This is a genomic window from Mucilaginibacter gossypii, assembly GCF_017569325.2.
GTDB classification, from domain to species: Bacteria; Bacteroidota; Bacteroidia; order Sphingobacteriales; family Sphingobacteriaceae; genus Mucilaginibacter; species Mucilaginibacter gossypii.
This window is the reverse complement of sequence record NZ_CP071878.2, coordinates 5,362,410-5,388,887: the sequence shown is the minus strand read 5'-3', so window position 1 is coordinate 5,388,887 and position 26,478 is coordinate 5,362,410. Positions and strand designations below refer to the sequence as shown.

Genomic DNA, 26,478 nt, shown 5'->3' with positions numbered 1-26,478 from the left:
AAATATTTTAGATCTAAAATAGAAAACGGCGTATTGTAACTGATGCGCCGTTTTTTATTGATTAGCCCGTTATTGCAAATCTACCGTATCCCTCATAGCTTTGGTGCAAACATCTCGTCATGCATCACCAGGATAATGAAAAACAGATCTTTAATACACTTTATGATCAGTACAAGCACCTGGGCTTGCCACTTGAGCTGATAAAACATACCGATTTTACGGTTTTTAACCTGAAAGATATTAATCAGCCTACGCCGTTTAAATCGCCCTTGAGCAGGCTTAACTTTTTTGTCTTTGCCTTCATTAAAGATGGGAGTGGTGATTATACCATTGATGAGCAAAATCATAAGCTACAGCCGCGAGCTATTTACTTTACCAATCCGGGCCATTTCCGTTCGTTTAACTGGGAGCGTATTGGTGATGTATACCTGTTTACGCTGAGCGAATCGTTTTTGAAGGAAAACGTACATGCCAATATTTTTGATGAGTTCCCTTTTTTGCTGGCCGAAACATTTCCGGCCCGCGTACTTACGCCCGAAATTTTTGAGGAGTTTGATATTTTATATCACCAGATCCTGAAAGAGTATAATTCAGATAGCCCATACCGTTACCGGGTCATCGGTAACCTGTTTGTGGTGGTACTGTTAAAATTCAAAGAATATTTCTGGAAAGATTATAACCCGATATATGAAGGCAACCGGAGCTCGGAAATTGTAAAAAACTTTAAACGCCTGCTTGAAAAACATTATCGCGACCTGAGCAATGGTACAGCCGAACAGGCTTTCAGGGTGCAGGACTACGCCGATGCGCAAAGCCTTCATCCCAACTATCTGAGTAATGTTATCAAAATAAAAACCGGCAAAACCATCAGCACATGGATTGCCGAAAAAACTATAACTGAGGCCAAGGCCCTCTTGCAGAACTCAAAACTCTCCATTAAAGAAATTGCTTATCGCCTGGGTTTTTCTGAAGCTACCCATTTCAGTAATTATTTTAAAAAGCATACTGATTTGTCGCCGGTGCTGTTCAGGAGGGAGCACCATAGGGTATCCTCTTAATAAAGATGTCTATAAAGTAAGCTGGCTTGATAACTTACAAGGCTGCTTGTCCTATGGGAGAGGCATGTAAGGCGTCTCTACTTTAAACCATCTCAAACAAAATTTATAAGCCAATCTTAGATATTCGTATGTAATGCTTTGATATGTGTATCATTCAGGGGCCTCGCCCTTGCCACCTTTGTATTGTCAATCTACGACAACAAAACATACACAACAAAGGAAACCATGAACACATTAGCATCAAAAGTAGTATTAGTAACCGGCGCCTCAAGAGGTATCGGTGCAGCAGTAGCTCACAAATTAGCAGCCGAAGGCGCTAAAGTAATTATCAACTACGCAGGCGGCAAAGAAGCTGCTGACCAAACCGTAAACTCTATCAAACAACAAGGCGGCGATGCCATTGCCCTGCAGGCCGAAGTTAGCAAAGCTGACGAAGTAGCAGCTATGTTTGACGCAGCGATAGCCCATTACGGCAAAATTGATGTACTGGTAAACAACGCCGGCATCATGATCACCAAATTAATAAAAGACACTACCGACGAGGATTTTACCCGCCAGTTTGATATCAACGTTCGCGGAACATTTAATACCATGCGCGAAGCCGCAACTAAACTGGCCAATGGCGGCAGTATCATCAATTTTTCATCAACCACTACCCGCGTTATGATGCCAACTTATGCTACCTATGTAGCCACCAAAGGCGCCGTGGAGCAATTAACCCGCGTGTTTGCCAAAGAGGTTGGCGCGAGGGGTATCAACGTCAATACAGTATCTCCCGGGCCAACAAATACCGAACTGTTTACCAAAGGCAAACCTCAGGAGCTGATCGACCGCCTGGCGTCATTATCAGCTTTTAACCGCATCGGTGAGCCTGAAGATATTGCCAAAATAGTAACCTTCCTGGCAAGCGACGACGCCAAATGGATCTCTGCACAAAATATCGGGGCTAATGGTGCAATGGCGTAAGCCCCCTAACCCCCTGAAGGGGGAATGATAGAAGCAAGACGGCAAGAATCACGAAATAAGACAATAATAATCACAGAATCATTAATCAAGCATCGGTGAAATCAAATCCCATCGGTGTAATCAAAAAAAAACAATAATGAACTCATTAAATAATAAAGTAGCGGTAATAACAGGCTCGGCCCGTGGTTTAGGTAAAGCAATTGCAGAACGTTATGCAGCATTAGGTGCCGATATCGTGATCAACTATTCGCGCGATAAAGCATCGGCGGATGAAGTGGTCAGCAACATCAAAGCGATGGGTGCAAATGTAATTGCTGTGCAGGCCGATGTAAGTAAAGTAGCTGATATTGAAAGGCTTTTTAAAGAAGCTAAAGAAGCGTTTGGTAAAATAGATATCGTAGTAGCTAACGCCGGTATCGAACTGGTGGAAACCCCGGTAACTGATTTTACCGAAGAACAGTTCGACCGTGTATTTGGCATTAATACAAAAGGCACTTATTTTACTATGCAGCAGGCTGCTAAAAATGTACAAGATAATGGCCGTATTTATTTACATCGCTTCAAGCACAACCTCATTCCCTGTACCCGGAATGGCAGTGTATGGTGGCAGCAAAGCTACGCCAAGGTATTTGGTTGATATCCTTTCGAAAGAAATTGGTCACCATGGTGTAACAGTTAACTCTATCATACCGTTTGCTGTTGATCATTCAGGTATCTTTGCCGAAGCTGATAGTTACCCCGCGTTAAGAAAACAATTGCTTGACAGTTGTCCGATGGGCCGCCTGGCCGAAGTTGAAGATGTGGCCAATGTGGCCGAGTTTTTTGCCAGCGATCTTTCCTCATTTGTGAACGGACAACACCTGTTGGTAAACGGCGGCGCAACAAATTAACGGTCAGTTTAGTAACATAGGGTAGCAGCTTATAGTCATAGCTATAAGCTGCTACCTGTATTTAATTCAAAAAGTAGCATTATTTGATTATACATCTACCATGTCATGAAAACGCTTAATCATTATATCATATATGGCACATTAATTACTTCTGCAGTAAACGCTCAGGCTGCAAAAACACTTGCTGCAACTATCCAAAACATCAATACCATGAACACCGAAAAGTTAAATAACCCGATAGTAAAACAAGCCATCGACGCCCTGCAAAGCGGAGATAAGCAGGCTTGGTTTAGCTTGTTCACCAATGATGCCCAGCTTTTTGATGATGGTAATAAAATGGACTTTAAAACTTTTTTTGAAAAAGCTTTAGGCCATGAACGTTTTACCAGTATCGATAAGGTGGAACAAAACGGCCTGCACCTATACGGCAAATTTCACAGCGACCAGTGGGGCGATTTTAAAACCTATTTTAATTTTACGATTGGTGCCGGCAATAAGATCAGTAAATTGGAAATAGGGCAGGCGGGTTAGCCCCACCCAAACCCTCCCCGGAAGAGAGGGCTTGTGCTTCGTTCACAATGGCTTTTTTTATTGATGCTTTTACTTCTATTTTACCTGATCTTTGTATCATGCAACAGCAACTTATAGCCAGGTTACAGCAGTTAAAACCTATCCCGGTTGATGATCAGGAGCTTATACTAAAAGCCTTTGAGCCCATGAAATTTAAGGAAGGGGATACGCTGTTGCAGCTGGGGCATGTAGCAAGACAGCTCTTTTTTATTACCAACGGCATACTGCGTATTATGGCGCGAAATGACAAGGGGAATGAGGTTACTTATTTCTTTTTAAAGGACAATCAGTTTTGCACCATTCTGTACAGCTTTAATAACAACCTGATCGCTGATGAAAGCATTCAGGCCGCCTGCGATACAGAACTATTGGTTGTTAGCAAAAGCAACCTGCTGGCTTTATATGAAAAGCTGCCTTATCTCAAAGGAATGATCGATCAGATTTCGCAGCATACGCTTATGGAGAAGATAAAAACGCGCAACACCTATCTTGGTTACGATTCGTCGGAAAGGTACCGGTTGTTTTTGGAACGGCAGCCCGAGGTTGCCGGGAGAGTGTCACTTACCGATATTGCGTCTTACCTGGGCGTAACGCCTCAATCATTGAGCCGGATCCGTAAAAATATTCGGTAATTAGGTTTTTGTCGTCTGTTTAGATGACTTAGAAGAGAGAAATTGACATCAATAAAATCTATATAAAACAAAAATAAAATAGCTACTATGAATACAGTTAAAACAGGATGGATAGGATTAGGTAAAATGGGCGTTCCAATGTCGCAGCAATTAATTAAAGCCGGATATCCGCTCAGTGTTTATAACCGAAGCAAGGATAAGGAAGAGGCGTTTAAGGCACAGGGCATTGGTGTAGCTGCTTCGCCTGCCTTATTGTTGAATGCTGCTGATGTTGTTTTTATCATGGTATCAGACGATAATGCGATTAATGATATTTTTCATGGTGATGAAGGTTTACTTGCGGCAAAAGTAAGCGGCAAAATAATCATTAACATGAGCACAGTTTCGCCTGCTATCAGTAAGGAGATAGCAGCGGCATGCAAGGCTCAAGGTAATTATTACCTGGATGCCCCGGTATCAGGCAGTGTCAAACAAGCGGAAGATGCTATGCTGGTTATTATGGTTGGAGGCGAGGCCGGCGCATTTGAGCAGGCTAAACCTATCCTCGAAAAAATGGGTAAACTGGTTATACTGGTTGGTGGTACCGGTGCAGGTAACGCGGCTAAGCTGGCCATTAATACTTTGCTTGGTATTGTTGCACAAGGCCTTGCCGAAACAATAACGCTGGCACAACAAAATGGCATTGAAGCAGAAGCATTAACTACGCTGATCAGCAATAGTGCTTTAGGCAGTCCCTTTATCAAAATAAAAGGCGATGCCATTGTTAACAATAATTACCAGGCAGCTTTCGCCTTAAAACATATCGCTAAAGATCTGCGCCTGGCTAAAGGCCTCGGTTTGGCTACACCGCTTGGAGAAACTGCTTATCAAACCTATCAGGCCGCCGAAGCTGCTTTTGGCGAAGAGGATATTATAGCGGTGATAAAACAGGTAGGGAAAGAGTAAAAAAATGCCATAGATATAAATACAAGCTGATGTCATTTCGATGAAGCAAGGGGGGATTGTGCGGTCGCGCTGAAGAGAAATCTTATACACCACGTTAGATTAATGTGTTTTGCATAAGGCTTTTTGTTTGAGGTGTCTTGCCTTCGCTGTTTGATGCAAATGAGTGGCAATTGATATTAGTCGATTACACTTTGATTTAAAAATTCCCAGCCCGGATTAGTCGACTCGATTAAAGCAATTTTCTTTTCTCGGCGCCATTTTTTAATCTCCTTTTCCCGGGCTATGGCGTGCTCAACGTGGGTGAAATGTTCGTAGTAAACTAAATGGTAACAGTAGTATTTGCCCGCAAAAGATTTATTAGTTCCTTTATTTTCGAGATGTTGCAAAACCCTTATGCTTATATCATTGGTGACTCCGATGTACAATACAGTTTTGCCTGGGTTAGTAGTGATATAGACGTAATAATTATGATTCCACATTTTTAAAGGTAGATATTTTGTAACTGGAAGATTGTCATTTCCATAGAGGTATAGTGGGATTTATGAGATGTGCTTAGGGGATTTACAGGGTGTATAAGATTTCTCTTTCGCGCGGTGCTCATATCCCCCCATGCTCTATCGAAATGACAATTTTTTGTTTTTATTTGTTTAAACTCCCTATTCCAAAACTATCTTCTGATGCTGGTACGGGATCTCAACATGATGAAAGCCGTGCGCTTTAATTTTCGCGGCAAAATGCTGCTGCACTTCGTACTCGCCGTGAACAAGAAACACGGTTTTTACCAATGCGGGGTCCTGGCAGGCCAGGAAATGGAGCAGGTCGTCATAATCGCCGTGGGCGCTCATTGATTTGATGGAGCGGACCTCGGCTTTTACCTCATACATTTCACCAAAAATATGTACCTCATGATCGCCTTTTAATAACCGGCCGCCCAATGAATTTGGCTCAGCATAGCCTACCATTAAAATAGTGTTCTTTTGATTATTGATATTGTTTTTAATGTGGTGCTTTACCCGTCCGGCCTCAGCCATGCCCGATGAGGAAATGATGACACAAGGTCGCGGATCGTTATTCAGTGCCTTTGATTCCTCTACACTTTCAATAAAGCGCAAGCCCTTAAACCCAAAAGGATTGGCATCGGTTTTAAAACTTCCTGCACATTTTTATTATAAACCTCGGTGTGGTTCATCAATACTTCGGTTGCTTTTTCCGATAGCGGGCTATCTACATAATAAGGAACATCCGGCAGGATACCTTTCAGTTCCAGGCTGTTTAAGGCGTACAGTAATTCCTGCGTACGGCCAACGCTGAATGCCGGGATAATTACCTTGCCATTTTTAACTTCGCAGGTTTCTTTAATGATCTCCAGCAGCGATTCTTCAATAGGCCCCAGTTCTTTATGCAGGGAATCACCATAGGTTGATTCCAGTAAAATATAATCAGCCTGCTCAAATGTTTGCGGGTTTTTCAACAGCAGATCGTCATAACGACCAACATCGCCGCTAAAAGTAATGTGGGTATCCCTGCCGTTTTCTGTAACGGTAATATGCACTGCCGCGCTGCCCAGAATGTGCCCGGCATCAGTAAAGTTGAATTTTACGGCAGGGGTAATTTCAAACTCTTCGCCATATTCAACAATTTTGAACAGGCGAAGGGCCTCCATCACATCCTCTTCGGTGTACAGAGGATTAAGCAGCGGCAAGCCTTTGCGGATGCGGTGTTTGTTACTATACTCGGTGTCCTGTACCTGGATCTTTGCCGAATCGAGCAGCAGGATGCGTGTAAGGTCCATCGTGGCCGAGGTGCAATAAATGTTTCCCTCAAATCCTTCGGCAACGAGCCGGGGAATTAAACCGCAATGGTCAATATGCGCGTGCGAAAGGATCATGTGCGTTACACCTTTGGGATTAAAGCCAAAATGTTCGTTCATTTCTTCGGTTTGCTCGCCCAGGCCCTGGAACATGCCGCAGTCTAATAATATGCTGGTACCGTCGTTTAAGCGGAGTAAATGCTTGCTGCCGGTTACGTTACGGGCAGCACCATGGAAGGTTATGTTCATTTATAAAATGGTATGAAGTATCACAACGAATATGATGATTTAAAGTTTAAGAAATTAATAACTAAAAATTTAGTTGTAAATATAAAATACATCTCTTACCTTAGTTTAACCAATTAAACACATTAATACACGAGGTATTAATATTTAAAGTACGCACATGGAAATTAAAGAGTTAACCCGCGCCGAAGAGCAGATTATGCAAGTGCTCTGGCAATTAAAAAAAGGGTATGTTAAAGACGTTATCGAACAGTTACCTGAACCCAAGCCAGCTTACAATACGGTATCGACAATTATCCGGATCCTGGAAACAAAAGGTTTTGTTGGGCATGAAGCGTTTGGTAAAAGTCATGAGTATCACCCGGTAATCAGCAAGGAGCAATACCAGAATTTTGCTGCCGACAAATTACTGAGCGGTTATTTTGACAACTCTGTTAACCGTATGCTTTCATTTTTTGTAAAGAAAGAAAAGATCGACCTGAAAGAGGCCGATGAGATCATGAAACTGATTGAAAAACTAAAAGAAAAGTAATTATGAACTGGTGGCAATATTTATTACTGGTAAACATATACCTGTTGCTGTTTTACGGGTTTTATGTGCTTTTGCTTCGCAAAGAAACCTTTTTTCAGCTTAACAGGCTTTACCTGGTAAGTGCCGCTTTACTATCATTTATGATACCCGTTATCCAGGCCGATTGGGTGCAAAATCTATTTATTACCCAGCAGGTAAAGTATACCCTGTACAGTAGCCCGGTATTGGTTTATCACTTTAAACCTATTGAAGAATCGCCTATTAGTATAGGGGAGGTGCTGTTTATTATATATGCGGCGGGTATCGTTTTTTTATCGCTCAGATTGATCTGGCAGTTGTTTAAGCTAAAAAAGGTGATTAGTCAGCCGCAATCACAGGTATCCTATTCCTTTTTCAAAACCGTGAAATTAAATGCCGATGGGGAGGCCAATGAAGCAATTGCCACGCATGAGGATGTACATGCCAAACAATGGCATTCGGCCGATGTGTTGCTGGTTGAACTGGTGATGATCATTAACTGGTTTAACCCGATTGTTTATTTCTATCGTCGGGCGATCAAGCATATTCACGAGTTTATAGCCGACAGGCATGCTGTTGAAGCCGGTACGGATAAGGCCGATTATGCCATGCTGCTTTTAAGCCAAACATTTAATACGCCTTCACACAACTTGGTTAATTCGTTTTTTAACAAAAGTTTGTTGAAAGAACGTATTATCATGTTGCAAAAAAATAAATCGCACCGCATAACACTTATTAAATACGGACTGTCGGCCCCTCTGTTTATTTTGATGATGGTACTGTCATCAGCTACAATTAATAATAGTGATACCATTACGGTCATCAACACTAAGGCCGATAAAGTTTTCTCGACGCCGGCCAGTAAAGTGGCGGAGATTACTATTGATGAGCCTCTTAAACTTGAAAGGCAGGTTGTAGCAGCTGATACCTCACCGGTATATACTGCGGTTGCCCGTTTGCCCGAGTTTCCGGGCGGGCTGGGGGCTTTTGGTAAATTTTTATCTACCAATATAAAATACCCTGCAACAGCCCGTGAACAAAAGATCCAGGGAAGGGTGATCATAACCTTTGTTGTTGAAAAGGATGGCACGCTTTCAAATGAAAGGATTGTAAAGGGTATTACGGATGATCTGAATAACGAAGCATTAAGGGTGATAAAACTATCGCCTAACTGGAAGCCCGGTATGCAGGGAAATCGGACGGTAAGGACTCAATATTCAGTGCCTATCAGTTTTACACTTGCTCCCAGCGATGATACTACAAAGACTACTGCACCTGTAACATTCTCAATAGTTTCGGCTCAATCAGGTTCTGATCCGGTATTTACATCAGTTGAGCAGGTGCCTGAGTTTAAAGGTGGGTTGGAAGCGTTTGGAAAGTTCCTGATGACTAACCTGAGGTATCCCAAAACCGCCCGTGATAATAATGTTCAGGGCAGGGTGATCATAACTTTTGTTGTTGAAAAAGATGGGTCGTTATCAAACATGAAGGTTGTAAGAGGGATAGGCTCAGGTTGCGACGAGGAAGCTGTAAGAGTGCTTAGTATATCGCCGGCCTGGAAACCTGGAATTCAGAATGGCAAGCCGGTGAAAGTACAGTATTCTGTGCCGATAAGCTTTACACTGGCCGATGATAAATCTGCAAAACCAGGCGAAAATAAAACCGGGGATGTTGTAAATCCGTCGGGCGAAGACAGGCCAATATATGGCGGTTTGGTTGTTGATACCACCAGGCAGCATGTGATAGTTAGTGACAAGTATAGCGGTAAATCAGCGCCTTTAATTATTATAGATGGGATAGCCCTGGCCCAGGGTACATCGTTAAGTAAAATTAATCCGAACGATATCGAACGGATAAGTGTGTTAAAAGATAAAAATACTGTGGCTATTTATGGCGAGAGGGCCGTAAATGGTGTTGTGCTGGTGACTACAAAAACAGCTGCTAAGAAAAAGGCAGCCTCAGGTAGTCCGGTGAAAGCCGCCAATTGATTTTCCTTTGGTATTGATGGGTTTTGGCGCAGTGTTGTGCTAATTTATGCGAAGTTTTATATCTTTGAAGCCAAAACCTTATTACATGAAAAAAAGAATACCGCTTTTATTGGCTTTAATCGCTATTGTCATTTACTCATCTTGTCATAAAGAGCAAAACAATCCCACTCCTCAGCCTGTAAAGCTTCAGGGAATAACAATAACTGATACTTTAACCGCTTACATAGGTAACGTGTTGCAAATGGATTTGAAGGTAGATCCCGTTTCGTTTGATACCTCAAAGTTTTTATGGCAATCTTCTGATACTTCGATTGTTTCTGTGTCTAAAACAGGAAAAATCACCGTTAAGAATGAAGGCACCTCAAAGATTTGGGTTACTGATTCTGCCAAAACAAAAACAGCCACCTGCCTGGTAACTGTTAAGGACAGCTTAAGTATAGGCCTGTTGGCGTATTACCCTTTCAATAATAACCTTAACGATTTTTCGCCCTATAAAAATAACGGTAAAGCCAATGACATATCATCAACAACCGATAGGTTCGGAAACGCAAACAGTGCTTTCTATTTCAATGGATCGAGCAGCTATATTGTTGTAAAAGATAACCAGGCTTTACGTTTAAGCAATACAAGCATCACATTAAGTACATGGGTTAAGTTAGATCAGTACAATTACTCGTACGGTGTCAATCTATTAACGAAGCATTATTCAGGCATTGAAAACGGATGGGCCTGGGGTATCACGGGCTATGGGTTTTCAACATTGGGTATTGTAACTTACGGCACAGGAGGCGGCAGTGCCGCAGCACGCGGAACTCAAGTTGTTAGTTTAAATCAGTGGCATTTAATTACAAGTGTTTACGATCTGCCCAAACATCAGCTAAGTATCTATATTGACGGTGTGCTTGATAACATAACAAACAATATGCCGGTGCCTAACATGAACACAGATGCCGACCTGTATATTGGGCGTGATAACCCAGGTGTTTCATCGGACGGGTACCTTGTACGTGGTGCTATGGATGAAGTAAGGATTTATCACAGGGCCTTGAGTGCCTATGAAATTCATAAATTATTTATATCAAAGAAATATTAAGAGCTGCACGGATAATTAAAAAATAGGAGGACCGGTTAATGATATTCCGGTCTTCTTATTTTTTTAATACAACCGCGTATTGCAACTCTTCAGGTTGTTCCAGTCTGGGTTTATTTGTTATTTAAAACTGGTAAATTAGCTATGTGTGAAAGGTAATAACAGATAAACACCGGCACAATGCAATAGGGCTATCTATGTCATCGCTGCTCCAAAAGCCCCCTTTAATATTATTTATTAACTTTGCGCCTGCAAAGCAAAGCATATTTACTCTGTATCTGTAATGACCGAAAATCCCAACCGCGAAAATGTAGTGTCATACTACGACGAGCACGTTAAAAATAAGCTTAACGACTACATCGTAGTTAATCCCCGCATAGAGCTTGGCTGGGAAACCATAAAACGATTTACAACGAAACCAAAAAGGATATTGGAAGTAGGCTGTGGCATGGGCAATATCTGTTCACGGATGCATAAATATTGGCCAGATGCGGTTATAACAGGTATTGATATCAGCACCTTATCTATACAGGTTGCCCAAAAGCTTTTTGCAGATAATAAACTGGATTTTAGGGAAAGTATACTTACTAAAGATACGTTTGATGAGCAATTTGATTTGATCATCTTTATGGACGTTTATGAGCATATTGCAGTTGTTGACAGGCCGGAGGTACACGCGGCCCTTGCAAAAATATTAAGTAATAAGGGGCGGATAGTTTTAACCGTGCCCACACCGCATAACCTTAAATGGTCATTGGTAAACAAGCCGGAAACGATGCAGCCGGTTGATGAGCATATATCTTTTGAAACCGTTGGCAAACTGGCTGCCGATATAGGTGCAGAAGTAATACTGTATGAATCCAAAAGTGTTTGGAATGTAGGTGATTATGCCCACATTGTACTGGAAAAAAATGACGACTTTGAGGCTGCTTTCTTTTATCCCAAGCCCGTTACATCTTCACAACGTGCAAAGCGTATTATAAACAAAGCCATTAATAAGTTTAGCAGCGTATTTCGTAGGTTTTACGTGAAGAGAAAACTTGGTTGATATGAAGGATACGTTCAACTTGTGTATAGTTAAGCCAAATAAATCCACCTTTTCTGAAACCTTTATACAAGCTCATATCGATAGGTTGAAGGGGAACAAAAAAGTACTCTATGGCGGCGACTTTCCGCTTTATAACCATGAAGGGAAATTTCTTATCCGCTCAAAGTTCTCGCTGTTAGCTTATCTCGTTCAAAAAAGGATTTTAAAAAAAAAGGAGATAGGAGTTCGCATAAGAGCTCTTTCTGCTTATCTAAAGGAAAATAAGATCGATGTTGTACTTGCCGAATATGGTATGGTAGGTGCGGCGATTGCATCGACTTGTAAAATGGCCGGTGTGCCACTGATTATTCATTTTCATGGTGCAGATGCGCATCACAAACCAACGATAGCAAAATATTTGCCACTTTATCGTGTTGCCTTTGATTATGCTTCTGCAATTGTTGCGGTATCAAACGATATGGTTAAGGCTTTAAAAGAAATGGGTGCCCCGGCATCAAAAATACATCTTAATCCTTATGGCGTTGACGGAGCTAAGTTTCCACTGATGGATATAATAAATTCCGGTCCTTATTTTTTGTCAGTTGGCCGGTTTGTTGAAAAAAAATCACCTCAATCGGTCATCCGGGCCTTTATGCAGGTACATTTGGGTTTTCCGGAAGCTCATTTATGGATGGTAGGCGACGGGCCTCTTTTTGATAATACAAGGCAACTAATATCAGAACTTGGCCTTACAGATAGTGTAACATTGACCGGTGTAATGACGTCTGCTGAGATCCGAGCACTTATGCAAAAAGTACGTTGCTTTGTACAGCATTCGGTAACGGCCGCCGACGGTGATATGGAGGGAACTCCCAATACCATTCTTGAAGCAGCTTCTGCAGGTTTGGCCATCGTAAGCACAGCTCACGCCGGTATAAAAGAGGCTGTTATTGACAGCGTAACAGGTTTTCTGGTTGCTGAACACGACATCGATGATATGGCAGCTAAAATGACGCGTATTGCGGGCGACGTGGAATTAGCCGCGAAAATGGGATTAGCTGCTCATGATCATATTGTCAAAAACTATGATATTCACATGCGCATCGCTTTGCTTGATCATATTATTCAAAGTAGTATAAGCAACAATAAAATTAAATGAATCTTTTACAAAAGCAGGGATTTTTTAACAGCCTCATATTGTATGCGGGAGTTGCTTTAGGCTTCTTTAATCTTATCATTCTTTTTCAGCGTATCCTTACCACAGAAGAGATCGGTTTTTTTATTTTAATGGGGACCATATCGCTGCTGTATGCACAACTTGCGGGATTAGGTATTGGTAATATCATTCTTAAATATTTCCCTTACTATCGCAGCGACGATAAAAAACATGGCGGTTTCGCATCTTTTGTAACTGTTTGGAGCCTGATAGGTTTTGCGATCTTCACGGTGCTTTTTGTAGTTTTTAAGGATTTTATTATTAGTTACTATAAGAATAAGAATGGAGCTCCGTTACTGATCAGGTATTTCTATTACCTTATTCCGTTGTCATTTTTTACGCTGGTATTTTCTGTTCTGGAAAACCTGGCGCTTACGGTATTTAAAAATGTGCTTTCTTCCTTTTTGCGCGAAGTAGGATTACGTTTGTTCACAACTGCGGGCGTTTTGCTCATAGCTATTAAGCTGGTTGATTACCATGTTTTTTTGATGATATATATAGCAGCTAACCTGGTGGCTGTATTGGTGTTGCTTGCTTATATTAGAAAAGGCCGGCACTTTAAGTTTTCGACTGTTGGTGCTCAGCTGCTGAACGAAAGAAAAACGTTTTTTAGTTATGGCATTTTTACGGTATTAAGTGGCAGCTCCTTTGTAATGATCCAGAACCTTGATACCCTGATGCTGAGCATGCTTACCAAAGAGTCATTTAGTTATGTAGGTATTTACGGTACGTTTTTCGCCATTGCGGTAGTAATAAGTTTACCGGCAAAGGCATTGAGCCGCACCTCACTGCAGATCATAGCCCAGTCATGGGTTACCAATGATCTGGCAAAGATTGGTAAAATTTATTACAAGACATCAGTAGTACAAATGCTTATCGGCTGCCTGCTTTTCATAGGCTTGGTTATTAACAGGTCGTTTATTATAATGTTGTTACATAAACCTGAGTACGCCAATTATTTCAATGTATTTATTATAGTGGGCGTTGCCTTTCTGGTTGATATGACAGGAGGGTTAAATGGCTATATCATGAATGTATCCAAGTATTACAAGCTCACCACTGTTTTTATTGTTTCGGGGGTGGTTTTTTGTGTACTGTCAAATTTGGTTCTGATACCTATGTTAGGCATGATGGGAGCCGCCTTATCATACCTGATCACCATGTTTGTACTAAACTTTGCTTATTGGTTGTTTGTTAAAATTAAGTTTAACCTGCAGCCTCTTGCAATGGCGCACGTTTATATATTACTGATTTTTACGGTTTGTCTGCTTATCGGGCTTTATCTTCCGTCGTTAAAGAATGTATTCGCAGATATGATTTACAGATCGGTTATCGTGGGCGTGGTTTATGTGTTTTTGGCATATATTTTAAAAATTTCAGAAGATATTAATATAGTATTTGATCGCATCCTGAAAAAGGTATGAGTTAAGTTGTATTAATTGCTATAGTATTCCAGGCCTTTATAAAGTTTTATTGCCATCCGTTCACAATATTATTGCCGTTTATGTTATTATCCGGGCTGCATTTACCCTTTATGGTTAATTAAATAAAACCGTTAGCGCCGCAGGCCGCCCCCTTCATCAGGCCTTTATTCAATGTGCTTCCTGTAAATTGGGCTATTAATAATTCATGTTTTTTCACACCATGCCCTCAACCGGTACGGCTTTGCCCTGTCCTTTAAAAGGTAAAAATTTGTGATAGCTTCAATTGCAGTAAAGTATAGTTTGAAATTTTTTGATAATGTGAACATTATAATTAATTGTACCGTAGAAGAGCTTAGGATACCGTTGTAATATAACGTTATTGATAAACCTGAATTAACAAAAATAATTAATTAACATAACTGATTGGGCTAACTCAACGCGGATTGGCTTTGAAATCGTTTCGTTAATGATTAAAATATTTTGAAAATTTAGTAATATGAAAGATAATTATTATCATTATCCGTTAATTTAAACTATGCGCCCTAAACCTGCACCTCTATATAAAATAGTATTATGGGCAATGTTTTGCCTGTCTTTTCTCCCGTTCGCTGGGTTTAGCCGGGCATTTGAAACCCCATTGCCTGTTAACGTGGAGCCGCGGTCTGTTGAACCAAGGTTTACTCCATACCATATTAGGGTCGTCCCCCTGCAGGCAATTACCATTTGCTCCGCTGCTGCGGCTGTACTTAACGGCGATATAAAAAACCCTGTGCCCGACAGTTATCTATGGCAAATAAATAACAACGGAAACTGGGTAAATGCACCGTCGGCAAATACTCAAAAAGATTATATCACATCTTCGTTAACAAATACATCTGCTTCAAGTATTGTATACAGCCTGCGCCGCAGGATCTCTACCGCCGGCGTAGTGGATTATGATTCTTATTATGATGTTACCGTAAGGCCGATAGCAGCAGTCAATAACAATACAATAGTAGCGCCAGCTGTTACCCAATTTTGTTCAACAGGTAATCCAGCGGCTATTACGGGTAGCGTGCCCGGAGGGGGCGATGGAACTTTTTCATATCAATGGCAATCATCCACAGATAACGCAACATTTAATGATATTTCGGGTGCTGTATCGAAAAACTATGACCCGCCGGTGCTAAACAATGATACTTATTATCGCCGTATGGTTTCTTCCGGGGCATGTACAACTCCGGCGCTTAGTAATGTGGTGCTCATTAAGGTTTCAACACCACCACCTCCTCCATCGCTTGCAGCGTCAACGATAACCATTTGCCAGGGAACCCCGGCGACATTGACGGTTGCCTCGCCGCAGGCCGGATTTACATACAACTGGTATGATTCGTCGGCTAAAACCACGGTGCTTGCTACAGGTACGTCATACACTACTCCTGTATTAAACGCAGGCAAAAGTTATTATGTTGAGGCATCTAATAGCACCTGCAGCAGTCCTTTAACAACAATACAGGTAACTGTTTCGCCATTACCGGCGGTACCGCAATTTACGCAAAGCACTATTAGCGTTTGCTCCGGCTCCACAACGACAATTACCATACAAAACGCGCAAAGTGGTGCTGTTTATAACTGGTACGGCGGCGCAACCGAAGCTAACATTTTACATACAGGGACCAGTTATACAATCAGCAACGTAACAGCGGCAACAACCTATTATGTACAGGCTGTCAACGCTGCAGGGTGCGGTTCCTCGGCCCGGGGAACGGTTAGCGTAGCTATCATTCAGTTGCCGGTGGTTACAGTAAGCAGTTCGGGAACATCTGTTTGCCCGGGCACCAGCGCTACATTAACCGCTTCAGCATCAGGCGGAGCAGTCATTTCCTGGTACGATGCACCGACGGGTGGAAACCTGCTTGCCCAGGGCAATACCTATGTTGCGGCTAACTTAACATCGGCAAAAAATTATTACCTGGAAGCAACCAACAGCACTGGGTGTAACAGCAGCGGAAGAGTCACAGTGCAGGTACAGATGACCAAACCGCTTAATGCGCCCGTGGTAACGGTTGGCGAAGTTACGTCATCGAGCGTAGCTTTTGAGTGGAGCGCGGTAAGCGGCGCTACCAGTTACCTGGTAAGTACCAACAATGGTTTAACCTATACTGCGCCAAGTTCGGGCAGTAACGGTTTAACGCATAAAGTGGGAGGTCTTGGCCTAAACGAGTCTGTTACCATTACAGTGAAGGCTTTGGGAGCATCGTCATGTACGCTTAGCGGGGCATCGGCCGCGGTTACTGCCGCCACCATCGATAATAACAATGTAATATATGTAGCCAACAACTTTACCCCCAATGGCGACGGAAATAACGACATTATTTATGCACATGGAAAAAATATAAAAACACTTTCTTTTTATGTGTATGATCAATGGGGACAATTGGTTTTTACATCAACTGATGTTAACAAAGGATGGGATGGTTATTATAAAGGCTCATTGATGCCTGTAGGGGTATATGTATACTATTTAAAAGCTACAATGAATAACGGGGCGCAATTGAATAAAAAAGGAACAATTACGCTATTAAGATGAAGAAACTACTACTCATTATTACGATAGCGCTGCAGTTTGCAGTTGCAGGAAAGGTGAAGGCGCAGGTTGATCCGCATTTTTCACAATACTACGCTTACCCGCTTTGGCTTAACCCGGCGCTTACGGGCGTTTTTGACGGCGACACACGCTTATCTGCCAACTACAGGGACCAGTGGGCAAACATCAGCAATGGCTACCGCACAGCAGGGGTATCTGCCGATTTTAAACCAACCGATAAAGTGGGCTTAGGCCTTAATATACTTGATCAAAAAGCAGGCACTGCCGGGTATAATTACTTTACAGCTTATGGTTCATTTGGTTATGGCATAACCCTGTCAGGCGATGGTAATCAGCGGCTGCACTTTGGTTTGCAGGCGGGAGTTATCAGCCGTAATTTTGATCCGGGTAAACTCCAGTCTGATAACCAGTACGACCCGAACAGCGGCTTTGACCCTACCTTGCCCAATTTCGAAAATTTTGGCTATTCGTCAAAAACGGTATTTGATGCAGGCGCCGGTATCTATTATTACAATGCCGACCCGATGAATAAAGCCAATTTGTTTGGCGGGCTTAGCATTAACCATATCAATGATGTAACAGATCCTTTTGCCGCTGGCGGTATAGCCAGCAAATTGCCTATGCGGTTTACTGCACATGGCGGCGTCCGTATAAAAGCGTCTGATTTTTTTGACCTGATCCCAAACGCAGTTTACGTTAAACAAGGTAAAGGCGAGATCAAAGCTTTCGGATTATATTCCGAACTTAAGTTTGCCGATGATAACGGACTTGTACTCGGTGGTATGGTCCGCTTACAGGACGCTGCAATTGCCAATGTTGGTTACCATATACGCAGGATGGTGATTGGTGCCAGTTATGATTTTAATACTTCAGGGCTTCGCGCGGTTACATCAGGCCGCGGCGGTTTTGAACTATCAATAAGCTATATATTTAGTCGCTACACTGATTCCCCGGCCCCAATTTGCCCAAGGATATAATATGAAAAAACTATTACCTTATTTCTTACTATTGTTTTTTCCGTTGGTTTCATTTGGACAGGCGAAAAACTACAGGGCACTGGCCGATACTGCCTTTAACAGGCATGAGTACTATACTGCCGCCTATTATTACAAGCATATTGCCGATGGTACAACTGATGAGCCCAAAAGCAGTGTGCCGCGTTCATCTGCGGGCAAAAAAATCAGTTCAAAAAAGGCTGAGACCAATCAATATATCATTTATCGCCTGGCCGAATCATATCGTCTGTATAAAGACTATACTGATGCTACCATATGGTATGCCCAATTGGCTAATGAAGCACCAGCTGGCCAATATCCGTTAATACCGCTTTGGTACGGCATCTGCCTGCAGGCAAACGGGAAGTATAATGAAGCATTGGTCCAGTTAAAGCATTTTGCAGGCAACGCTCCCGATCCGCAGTATGCCGCTCTCGCTAAAAAAGAAATAATCTCGTGCGAATATGCCTTGAAGCAATTGGAACACCCACGCGCCGTTGATGTATCAGCTTTGGTGTTTTTAAATAAAGACCAGGGCGACTACGCCCTTACCGTTAACCTGGGCAGGTATTGGTTTACCTCATCGCGCCTGGTTGATAAGGATAAGTTTTATACCAACAGGGTTTACAGTTCGGCCATCCTTGATTCAACTAAAGCGCTTGCCACAAACTTTAACGCGTTTGATAAAGAAGGACAAATTGAATACGCTACACCTGCGCTTGATGGTACCGGCACCAGGATGTACCTTACCCGCTGGTATAAAAAGAACGGGAAAACAGTATCTGCCATTTATTTTAGTCAACTGGTAAACAGCGTATGGCAGCAGCCGGTAAGGCTGAATAATACTGTTAATGCCGAAGGCTATAATTCCAAGCATCCTTTTGTTAGCGCTGATGGCCGGCGATTGTTTTTCTCATCCGACAGGCCCGGCGGTGAAGGCGGTGACGACATTTGGGAAAGTAACCTTGATGATGCCGGGCAACCGAAAACTGTAAGTAACCTGGGCGATGCGGTAAACACAGCATATGATGAACAGTCGCCATATTATGACCAGGCCGATAAAGTGTTGTTTTTTAGCTCGAATGGTTTTACCGGTATGGGCGGCTTTGATGTTTACCGCAGCGAAGGAGATTTTGGTCATTGGTCGGCCCCGGTTAATTTAGGTTACCCGGTTAACTCATCTAAAGACGACTTATACTATAGCCTTGATCCAACCAATCCAAATAAATTTTACCTGAGTTCGGCACGCGGCTCTGACTGCTGCTTAAGCCTGTTTACCGGGCAGTATAAATTTTTATATATCAGTGGCCGTGTAATTGATTGCCACACTAACGGTGGTATGGCAGGGGCAAGGGTAATCCTTAAAGATCCCGATGTGAAAATGGGTTTGGCCGTTAAGGTAACCGATGCCAAAGGCGATTATGTTTTCCAGGTAAAGGAAAAACTGCCCAGGTATAAGCTGGAGATTTCGCAAAAGGGGTACTTTACCAAAGTTATTCCTGCACCGATAGTAAAGCCGGGTATTGATACGCTCATTAACCCCGAAATTTGCCTGCAGAATTATAAGATCAATGTTCAGATAACTATCGAGAATATTTATTTTGATTTTGGTAACGCCCATCTCCGATCCGAATCATTTGATACGCTGGATAAACTGGTTGCCATCATGAACGATAACCCTAAAATTAAGATCGAGCTTGGCTCGCATACCGATGGGATAGGCACTGACGCAGCGAACATGAAGTTGTCGCAGGCCCGTGCGGAGGCTTGTGTTGATTACCTGTTACTGCAAGGCATTAAGTCTGCACGTATCACAGCCCGCGGCTATGGCAAAAGAATGCCCATCGCCCCAAACAAATTACCAAATGGCAAAGATAACCCCGAGGGCAGGCAACTTAACCGCCGTACCACATTTACGGTAAAATCGGCAGAATAAAAACAAATTGTTTTATTTGTTTGTAATCGGAAGGTTATGGTATAATTTTGCCTTGCAAATTAAATGCCCCGCTTAATGCAAGGTGTTTAAATAGAAATACCTGATCTGCTGAAATCATACCATGCAAAATCTTGCCCCGATAGCTCTTTTTGTTTATAACCGGCCCGACCATACCCGCCGTACCATCAGTTATTTGCAGCAAAATTTGCTGGCCGATGAGTCGCGCTTGTATATTTTTTGCGATTCAGCCAAAACTGATGCCGATAAGCCAAAGGTTGAACAGGTGAGGCAACTGGTAAAAGATGTAAGCGGTTTTAAATCGGTAAAAATTATTTTGCGTAATCATAATCTCGGTCTGGCCGAATCCATCATCAGCGGGGTAACACAGTTGGTGTATGAATATGGCAAAGTGATTGTTTTTGAAGACGATCTGTTATCTTCCCCATATACTTTGCAGTATTTTAATGACGCATTAACAAAATATGCAAACCAGGAACAGGTAATGCATATCGGCGCCTATATGTACAATTTGCACGACAAAAAACTACCCGAAACATTCTTTTATCGTGCAGCCACCAGCTGGGGCTGGGCAACCTGGGCCCGCGCCTGGAAAAACTTTGAACCCGATGTTGATAAGCTGATTGCTCAGTTTGATACGCTGAAAATAGCCCGCTTTTCGATAGAAGGCAAAATGAATTTCTGGAAGCAGATAGAGCAGTTTAAGGCCGGTAAAAATAATTCATGGGCCATTCGCTGGTATGCCTCTATTTTTTTGAAGAACGGGTTGACACTGAACCCGTCGCAGTCGCTTATTCAAAATATAGGCCATGATGGTACTGGCGTGCACTCCAATAAAGAGGATATGTACCATGTGCAAATGGGACGCAAACAGGTAACGCAATTTCCCGACACCATAGAGGAGAATGAAGAGGCTTATAAGGCGATCAAAAATTTCCTGGCAAACAGAAAGGGTACCTTGTTGCAGCGGATCAGAAGGTTCATGAAGCAGCAGATGGGGCGATAAGCTATTTAATGCGTTTACAGCGCAAGTGTATAGACGTATGTGATGCCGCTCTGCGTGGGAATAATCAATTTGAACTCCCCGCTTAAACTGGGAAGCAGAATTTTCCCATCAATACTGCCGGGTTAACACCGATACTGATCGGCTCACCGCATAAGGCTTCATTACCTAATAAAGCAAATAATATAGCTTCTTTGGCATCGGGGTTGATCCCCAGTAAACTGCTATCTTCTATTGTCGCTTGGGGCAATAGTTTTTTTAATTCCCCAATAACAAATGGATTTCGCGCCCCGCCGCCGCTGGTAAAAATTTTAACATGATCCCCTGTGATATTTTCCTTAACAAAACCGGCTATGGATGCCGCGGTGAAGGCACTTAGGGTACAAATAAGGTCTTCACCACTAATTTGCCCGGTACCTGACCGTTGCTGTGCTTCAGCAACCATGGCAAGGTTGAACAGTTCTGGTCCGGTGGTTTTAGGGGCTTTTTCGTCAAAAAATGGATGGGAGAGGAGCGCCGTTAATAGATCATCATTTACCTGCCCGCTGTAAGCTATGGCTGAATCCTCATCAAAAGGCTTATCAAAATATTTTCGGCAGGCAGCATCGATGAGTGTATTGCCGGGTCCAATATCTGTACAGAGCACACGGTTAAAATCACCATCGCCGGGAAGCCAGGTTAAATTAGCAATGCCTCCTATGTTTAACAGCACCCGGTTTTGGCCGGTTTTATTGCCCAATAATACATCACCATATAAGGCCAGCGGAGCGCCCTCTCCCCCGGAAGCAATATGCTTTTGCCTGAAATCGCTGATGGTTAGTATGCCGGTTTTTACGGCGATATGATCGCCGTCGCCAATTTGCAGAGTGGCGTTAGGATAGTTTTTATGCTGATGTAAACGCTGGGGGGCATGGTAAATAGTTTGACCATGACTGGCGATAAAATCAACCTCCTGTGGGTCGACGTTCCATTGACCAAGTGCCTGCAATATCAGTTCGGCGTGGTAGCTGCCTATATAAGCGTTAAGTAAAGTTACCTTTTCCAGATCTGTATTACGCCGGGCAAATACCTGCTGAACTTGCAGCTTAAACTCATCCGGATAGGGGATTGTGATAAATTGCACCAGCTCAAAATGAGTGCTTAAACCATTGCTGGTAAATTTGCACAGGGCAATGTCAAGCCCATCCAATGAGGTGCCAGACATTAGGCCGACACCCATTTTTGATGGTTTTTGAGCGATGCTAAACAGGTGCTGCAGGTTATGGTTCAATGCTATCATGGGCTTAAATTACTATTTGTACGGCAACCCGCAAAAGTTGGGGCAATGCATTTAATATTTTAGTGACGATGATTTGTTGTTAAAATAGCTAACGAAATAAGATAATGATGTCGGCAAACTATCAGTATTTAATGATACTTGTCTTATGGTCTAATGCCGGTTAAACGTGGCAGGCGTCATCAGCACCTGCTTTTGTCAATAACAGGGGCAAACGTTTGGATGTATTAATTGCTCGAAAATATCAGTTTAGAGTAACCCGCGACTGTATTTAAATTATTGATTATTAATGTTTTGTATTTTGAAGGTTTGAAATGTGTTAACCCGTGTTAACCCCATTTAGATGGGTTAACACCACCGCAAAAGTTAAAATAATAACGGCACTATGTAAATATCTGATATATTTGTTTACAACAACTAACCTCATTTTCATTTCCTAAGATTCATGGCACGATTAAATTTATTGGAAGAGACACGTTACGAGAAGTTACCGGTAAGCGTATACAACAACCAGCAGGAAGCTTCGGTAGCGGTAGCGAACCGGATAGCAGATCTGATCCGCGCGAAACAAGCTAAAGGCGAAAAAGCGGTATTAGGGCTAGCCACCGGTGTAACCCCGATAGGGGTATATGCCGAACTGGTAAGGCAGCACAAAGAAGCAGGCTTGAGCTTTAAGAATGTGATCACTTTCAACCTGGATGAGTACTACCCCATGAAGCCCACAGCAGCACAAAGCTATGTAACCTTCATGTACGAAAACCTGTTCAGCCATATTGATATAGATAAAGCTAATGTGCACATCCCGGATGGTACACTGGATAAAGAAGCCGTAGCAGGCTACTGCCTGGCTTACGAAAAGCAGATAGAAGAACTTGGCGGCTTAGACCTTCAGATCCTGGGTATCGGTCGTACAGGTCACATCGGCTTCAACGAGCCGGGTTCTGCACCAAACTCAGGAACCAGGATGGTAACGCTTGACGACCTGACCAGGAGTGATGCTTCAAGGGATTTTGGTGGTAAGGCGAATGTGCCAACTAAAGCCATTACCATGGGTATCGGTACTATTTTCAAGGCCCGGGAAATCATCCTGATGGCCTGGAACAAGAAGAAAGCACCGATCATCAAAAAAGCGGTGGAAGGGGAGATCTCGGGTGAAGTACCTGCAACTTACCTGCAATTGTCACAACATGTAGAGTTTGTACTGGATGCAGATGCCGCGTCAGAACTAACCAGGTTTGATACCCCGTGGCTGGTGAAAGATTGCGTTTGGGATAACCAGTTAAAGAAAAAGGCGGTGATCTGGTTGGCGGATGAGGTTAACAAACCGGTACTGAAACTAACCGAAGAAGATTACAATAACCACGGCATGGCCCAACTTGCAGTAGAGCAGGGGCCTGTATATAATATCAACATTGATATTTTTAACCAGATCCAGCATACCATCACCGGCTGGCCGGGTGGCAAACCGAATGCGGATGATTCACAAAGGCCGGAAAGGGCACTGCCTGCTAAAAAGAGAAGTATCATTTTTTCACCACACCCGGATGATGACGTGATTTCGATGGGCGGTACATTTATCCGTTTGGTAGACCAGGGGCATGATGTACACGTAGCTTACCAAACATCAGGCAATACCGCCGTTTGGGATGATGACGTGCTAAGGTACATGGAGTTTGCTATCGATTTCACAAAGAGCATCGGCGAAGACACCGCTCATCTTCAAAAGTCATATGAAGATATGCGTGCCTTCTTCCCAACCAAACAACCAAACGAAATTGATACCCAGGAAATCAGAAACGTAAAAGGCTTCATCCGGAAAACGGAAGCGATTTCAGGCGCAAGATACGCAGGCTTACAGGATGATCATATCCACTTCATGGCACTGCCGTTTTACGAAACCGGTAAAACGAAGAAGAACTCGGTAGGTGAGGAAGATATTCAATTAACCATCGACCTGCTTCAAAAAGTAAAACCACAGCAGATCTTCGCGGCAGGTGACTTTGCAGATCCTAACGGTACGCACCTGGTGTGCTTCAAGATCATCTTAGCTGCACTGGACAGGTTAAAAGGTAAAGAAGCCTGGGTAGAAGACTGCTGGCTGTGGATGTACCGTGGTGCATGGCATGAGTTTGAAACACATGAGATAGAGATGGCAGTACCATTGTCGCCACAGGAGGTGATCAGGAAGCGAAATGCGATCTTCAAACACCAGTCGCAAAAGGACAGGCCTGTATTCCCTGGTGATGATGCAAGGGAGTTTTGGGTACGTGCAGAAGACCGCACCCGCGACACCGCCCAGCGCTATGACCGCCTTGGCCTTGCTGAATATGAGGCTATGGAGGCGTTTAAACGATATATGTTTTAAGGATTTGGATTGAACCCTATTGTCAATTGAAGTGGACAATGGGGTTAATAATTGGAGGCCTTGTGCGATTCCCTCCCTTGGGAGGGTGTAGGGAGGGGTTTCATCGATTAGCACTGTTTTTTAACAAGGTATATAAACCCCTCCCTGCCAATGCACATTCCAAACGCACCCCTCCCTTGGGAGGGAATTTCTTTAATGTAGCCTATGACCTCAGCTATAATCGAAAAACCAAAACGCCTTCTTTCTCTTGATGTGTTCCGGGGCATTACCATCGCCATGATGATCCTCGTTAATGATCCCGGTGATTGGGGGCATATCTATGCACCGCTCGAACACTCTAAATGGAACGGTTGTACACCTACCGACCTGGTTTTTCCTTTCTTTTTGTTTATGGTTGGCGTATCGGTTATATATGCCATGGAAAGTAAAAAGGCTACGGTATCGCATAGTAAACTCATCCTGAAGGCGCTGCGCCGTACCGTGATCCTGCTGCTGATCCCCTGGATAACTCAACTAATCTTTCACCCCGATACCGGGCTGGCTCATTTACGTTTGCCAGGTGTGTTGCCGCGCATAGCCCTGGTATATTTCATCAGCACGGTGCTTTATCTCAAAACATCACAAAAAACACGCGATTGGATTTTTGCCATCGCACTTATAGGTTATTTTATCATCATGACCTTTATCCCGGTACCGGGCGTGGGTTATGCCAACCTGGAGCCCGAAACCAATATGGGGGCATGGATAGACAGGCTGGTATTTACGCCCGATCACCTCTGGCGCGAATCGCATACCTGGGACCCGGAAGGTTTGCTGGGAACTATTCCCGCCGTTGCCACAGCCCTGTTTGGCATTAGGGTGGGCAGCTGGCTAAAACGTAGAGACCACGATGACAACATCAAAACTAACTGGATGTTTGTTTACGGAATAATCGCGGTTATAGCAGGCTTGTTCTGGGATTTGTTTTTTCCTATTAACAAAGCCTTGTGGACAAGTTCCTTTGTGCTTTATACCGGAGGCCTGGCAACCATTGGGCTGGCTTTATGCTACTGGCTTATTGACGTACAAGGGTACAAACGCTTTACTTATCCCTTTGTGGTATTTGGTGCAAATGCCATAACAGCTTATGTGCTGTCGGGCTTTATTCCGCATTATATGGGGATGATTAAAATAAACGGCTCATCTATTTATCAAACTTTTTTTGCTCCTTATTTTTCACCTGTAAATGCTTCGCTGATTAGCGCTATATTTACGGTGCTCATTTTATGGGTAGTGATGTGGGTGCTCTACATCAAAAAGATCTTTATCAAAATTTAATATGAACCTAAAACTTAAACTTATCGCATTAACAGGAATCATCCTGTTTTCTTTTTCAAGCTTAAAAGCGCAAACAAACACTCAAACTATTTCCCAATCACATTTAAAGGCCGCTGAGCAATTGTTAGTTTCTATTGGTATAGATAAACAGTTTGGCGGAATGATGGATAATATCATTAGCACTTCAAGTAGTCAAATGCCTGCAGAGCAGCGTGCCAAATTCATTGATGTGATGAAAACCTTTATGAACAAATACTTTACCTGGGATTTGCTTAAAGATAAGATGGCAGCTATTTATGCTGAAGAATTTACTGAAGATGAGCTTAATCAGATTTCTGTGTTTTATAGCTCACCGATAGGACAAAAAGTAAGCTCAAAATTGCCTGCGTTAATGCAAAGGGGGATGATGGTTGGCCAGAATGCCGTTGCAGAACATAAAGATGAGCTAACACAAATGATGCAGGATGCTTTTGGTTCTTCTAACCAGGCTCCGGCTAATCACGCTCCCGCTAAAAAGCCAGCCTCAAAATCAGCTACAAAACATTAATTTTCATAACAATACTTTGTAA

At 42.9% G+C, this 26,478-nt stretch carries 24 protein-coding genes; 20 read left to right on the top strand and 4 right to left on the bottom strand.

What is annotated here, in order from left to right:
* Positions 1–119: 119 nt before the first annotated feature.
* From J3L18_RS22670 to J3L18_RS22640, 7 genes are all read left to right on the top strand, one after another.
* Positions 120–1,058 (top strand): helix-turn-helix domain-containing protein, encoded by a 939-nt coding sequence (locus J3L18_RS22670; RefSeq protein WP_129567877.1) that lies wholly within the window; start codon positions 120–122, stop codon positions 1,056–1,058.
* Between the two features lie 225 nt (positions 1,059–1,283).
* Entirely contained in the window at positions 1,284–2,024 is a 741-nt protein-coding gene (locus J3L18_RS22665) for an SDR family oxidoreductase (protein WP_129567876.1), read from the top strand.
* Positions 2,025–2,160: 136 nt separating this feature from the next.
* A complete protein-coding gene (locus J3L18_RS22660; protein ID WP_262511167.1) occupies positions 2,161–2,661 on the top strand; it encodes an SDR family NAD(P)-dependent oxidoreductase in 501 nt (166 codons plus the stop codon).
* The gene (locus tag J3L18_RS22655) at positions 2,549–2,914 is read left to right on the top strand and encodes an SDR family NAD(P)-dependent oxidoreductase (RefSeq protein ID WP_311084212.1); all 366 of its coding nucleotides are present in this window, start codon (positions 2,549–2,551) and stop codon (positions 2,912–2,914) included. The genes J3L18_RS22660 and J3L18_RS22655 overlap by 113 nt, the downstream gene beginning before the upstream one ends.
* A gap of 105 nt (positions 2,915–3,019) precedes the next feature.
* Positions 3,020–3,445 (top strand): hypothetical protein, encoded by a 426-nt coding sequence (locus tag J3L18_RS22650; protein ID WP_223266080.1) that lies wholly within the window; start codon positions 3,020–3,022, stop codon positions 3,443–3,445.
* A 98-nt stretch (positions 3,446–3,543) separates the two neighbouring features.
* The gene (locus J3L18_RS22645) at positions 3,544–4,116 is read left to right on the top strand and encodes a Crp/Fnr family transcriptional regulator (protein ID WP_189549042.1); all 573 of its coding nucleotides are present in this window, start codon (positions 3,544–3,546) and stop codon (positions 4,114–4,116) included.
* Positions 4,117–4,203: 87 nt separating this feature from the next.
* Positions 4,204–5,061 carry an NAD(P)-dependent oxidoreductase gene (locus tag J3L18_RS22640; protein ID WP_129567874.1) on the top strand — a complete coding sequence of 286 codons (858 nt, stop codon included), beginning with the start codon at positions 4,204–4,206 and terminating at the stop codon, positions 5,059–5,061.
* A gap of 176 nt (positions 5,062–5,237) precedes the next feature.
* Here the strand turns inward: J3L18_RS22640 and J3L18_RS22635 are convergent, their stop codons facing one another.
* The 3 genes from J3L18_RS22635 to J3L18_RS22625 all read right to left on the bottom strand — a co-directional run bounded on the left by J3L18_RS22635 (position 5,238) and on the right by J3L18_RS22625 (position 7,120).
* Positions 5,238–5,540, bottom strand: a complete 303-nt coding sequence (locus J3L18_RS22635) for a GIY-YIG nuclease family protein (RefSeq protein ID WP_129567873.1) — start codon at positions 5,538–5,540, stop codon at positions 5,238–5,240.
* A 177-nt stretch (positions 5,541–5,717) separates the two neighbouring features.
* On the bottom strand, positions 5,718–6,173 hold the full coding sequence (locus J3L18_RS22630; RefSeq protein WP_223266079.1) for an MBL fold metallo-hydrolase RNA specificity domain-containing protein: 456 nt from the start codon (positions 6,171–6,173) through the stop codon (positions 5,718–5,720).
* The gene (locus tag J3L18_RS22625; protein ID WP_223266078.1) at positions 6,152–7,120 is read right to left on the bottom strand and encodes an MBL fold metallo-hydrolase; all 969 of its coding nucleotides are present in this window, start codon (positions 7,118–7,120) and stop codon (positions 6,152–6,154) included. Before J3L18_RS22625 ends, J3L18_RS22630 begins: the two co-directional genes overlap by 22 nt.
* Before the next feature lie 157 nt (positions 7,121–7,277).
* On the opposite strand from J3L18_RS22625, the gene J3L18_RS22620 reads away from it, so the two are divergent.
* The 10 genes from J3L18_RS22620 (at position 7,278) to J3L18_RS22575 (ending at position 20,954) form a co-directional block, all read left to right on the top strand.
* Positions 7,278–7,649, top strand: coding sequence for a BlaI/MecI/CopY family transcriptional regulator (locus tag J3L18_RS22620; RefSeq protein ID WP_090534685.1), 372 nt, complete (start codon positions 7,278–7,280; stop codon positions 7,647–7,649).
* A 2-nt stretch (positions 7,650–7,651) separates the two neighbouring features.
* The gene (locus J3L18_RS22615) at positions 7,652–9,655 is read left to right on the top strand and encodes a M56 family metallopeptidase (RefSeq protein WP_129567872.1); all 2,004 of its coding nucleotides are present in this window, start codon (positions 7,652–7,654) and stop codon (positions 9,653–9,655) included.
* A gap of 85 nt (positions 9,656–9,740) precedes the next feature.
* Positions 9,741–10,748, top strand: a complete 1,008-nt coding sequence (locus tag J3L18_RS22610) for a LamG-like jellyroll fold domain-containing protein (RefSeq protein ID WP_208102401.1) — start codon at positions 9,741–9,743, stop codon at positions 10,746–10,748.
* A 280-nt stretch (positions 10,749–11,028) separates the two neighbouring features.
* Entirely contained in the window at positions 11,029–11,793 is a 765-nt protein-coding gene (locus J3L18_RS22605) for a class I SAM-dependent methyltransferase (RefSeq protein WP_112657337.1), read from the top strand.
* A gap of 1 nt (position 11,794) precedes the next feature.
* The gene (locus J3L18_RS22600; RefSeq protein WP_129567870.1) at positions 11,795–12,931 is read left to right on the top strand and encodes a glycosyltransferase; all 1,137 of its coding nucleotides are present in this window, start codon (positions 11,795–11,797) and stop codon (positions 12,929–12,931) included.
* Complete coding sequence (locus J3L18_RS22595) at positions 12,928–14,412, top strand: oligosaccharide flippase family protein (RefSeq protein ID WP_112657341.1); 1,485 nt, start codon at positions 12,928–12,930, stop codon at positions 14,410–14,412. The genes J3L18_RS22600 and J3L18_RS22595 overlap by 4 nt, the downstream gene beginning before the upstream one ends.
* 535 nt (positions 14,413–14,947) lie before the next feature.
* The gene (locus tag J3L18_RS22590) at positions 14,948–16,981 is read left to right on the top strand and encodes a T9SS type B sorting domain-containing protein (protein WP_129567869.1); all 2,034 of its coding nucleotides are present in this window, start codon (positions 14,948–14,950) and stop codon (positions 16,979–16,981) included.
* The gene (locus J3L18_RS22585) at positions 16,978–17,976 is read left to right on the top strand and encodes a PorP/SprF family type IX secretion system membrane protein (RefSeq protein ID WP_129567868.1); all 999 of its coding nucleotides are present in this window, start codon (positions 16,978–16,980) and stop codon (positions 17,974–17,976) included. The genes J3L18_RS22590 and J3L18_RS22585 overlap by 4 nt, the downstream gene beginning before the upstream one ends.
* A 1-nt stretch (position 17,977) precedes the next feature.
* Complete coding sequence (locus J3L18_RS22580; RefSeq protein ID WP_129567867.1) at positions 17,978–19,930, top strand: OmpA family protein; 1,953 nt, start codon at positions 17,978–17,980, stop codon at positions 19,928–19,930.
* 121 nt (positions 19,931–20,051) lie between these two features.
* Complete coding sequence (locus J3L18_RS22575; RefSeq protein WP_129567866.1) at positions 20,052–20,954, top strand: glycosyltransferase family protein; 903 nt, start codon at positions 20,052–20,054, stop codon at positions 20,952–20,954.
* Positions 20,955–21,036: 82 nt separating this feature from the next.
* Here J3L18_RS22575 and J3L18_RS22570 read toward each other — a convergent pair whose 3' ends face one another.
* Entirely contained in the window at positions 21,037–22,230 is a 1,194-nt protein-coding gene (locus J3L18_RS22570; protein WP_223266077.1) for an anhydro-N-acetylmuramic acid kinase, read from the bottom strand.
* 442 nt (positions 22,231–22,672) lie between these two features.
* Here J3L18_RS22570 and nagB point away from each other — a divergent pair, with 442 nt between their 5' ends.
* The 3 genes from nagB (at position 22,673) to J3L18_RS22555 (ending at position 26,456) form a co-directional block, all read left to right on the top strand.
* Positions 22,673–24,592, top strand: a complete 1,920-nt coding sequence (gene nagB / locus J3L18_RS22565) for a glucosamine-6-phosphate deaminase (protein WP_129567865.1) — start codon at positions 22,673–22,675, stop codon at positions 24,590–24,592.
* A 204-nt stretch (positions 24,593–24,796) separates the two neighbouring features.
* Positions 24,797–25,909: an acyltransferase family protein gene (locus J3L18_RS22560; RefSeq protein ID WP_129567864.1), complete on the top strand. Its 1,113-nt coding sequence runs from the start codon at positions 24,797–24,799 to the stop codon at positions 25,907–25,909.
* 1 nt (position 25,910) lies between these two features.
* Positions 25,911–26,456 carry a DUF2059 domain-containing protein gene (locus J3L18_RS22555; RefSeq protein ID WP_129567863.1) on the top strand — a complete coding sequence of 182 codons (546 nt, stop codon included), beginning with the start codon at positions 25,911–25,913 and terminating at the stop codon, positions 26,454–26,456.
* Positions 26,457–26,478: the final 22 nt, after the last annotated feature.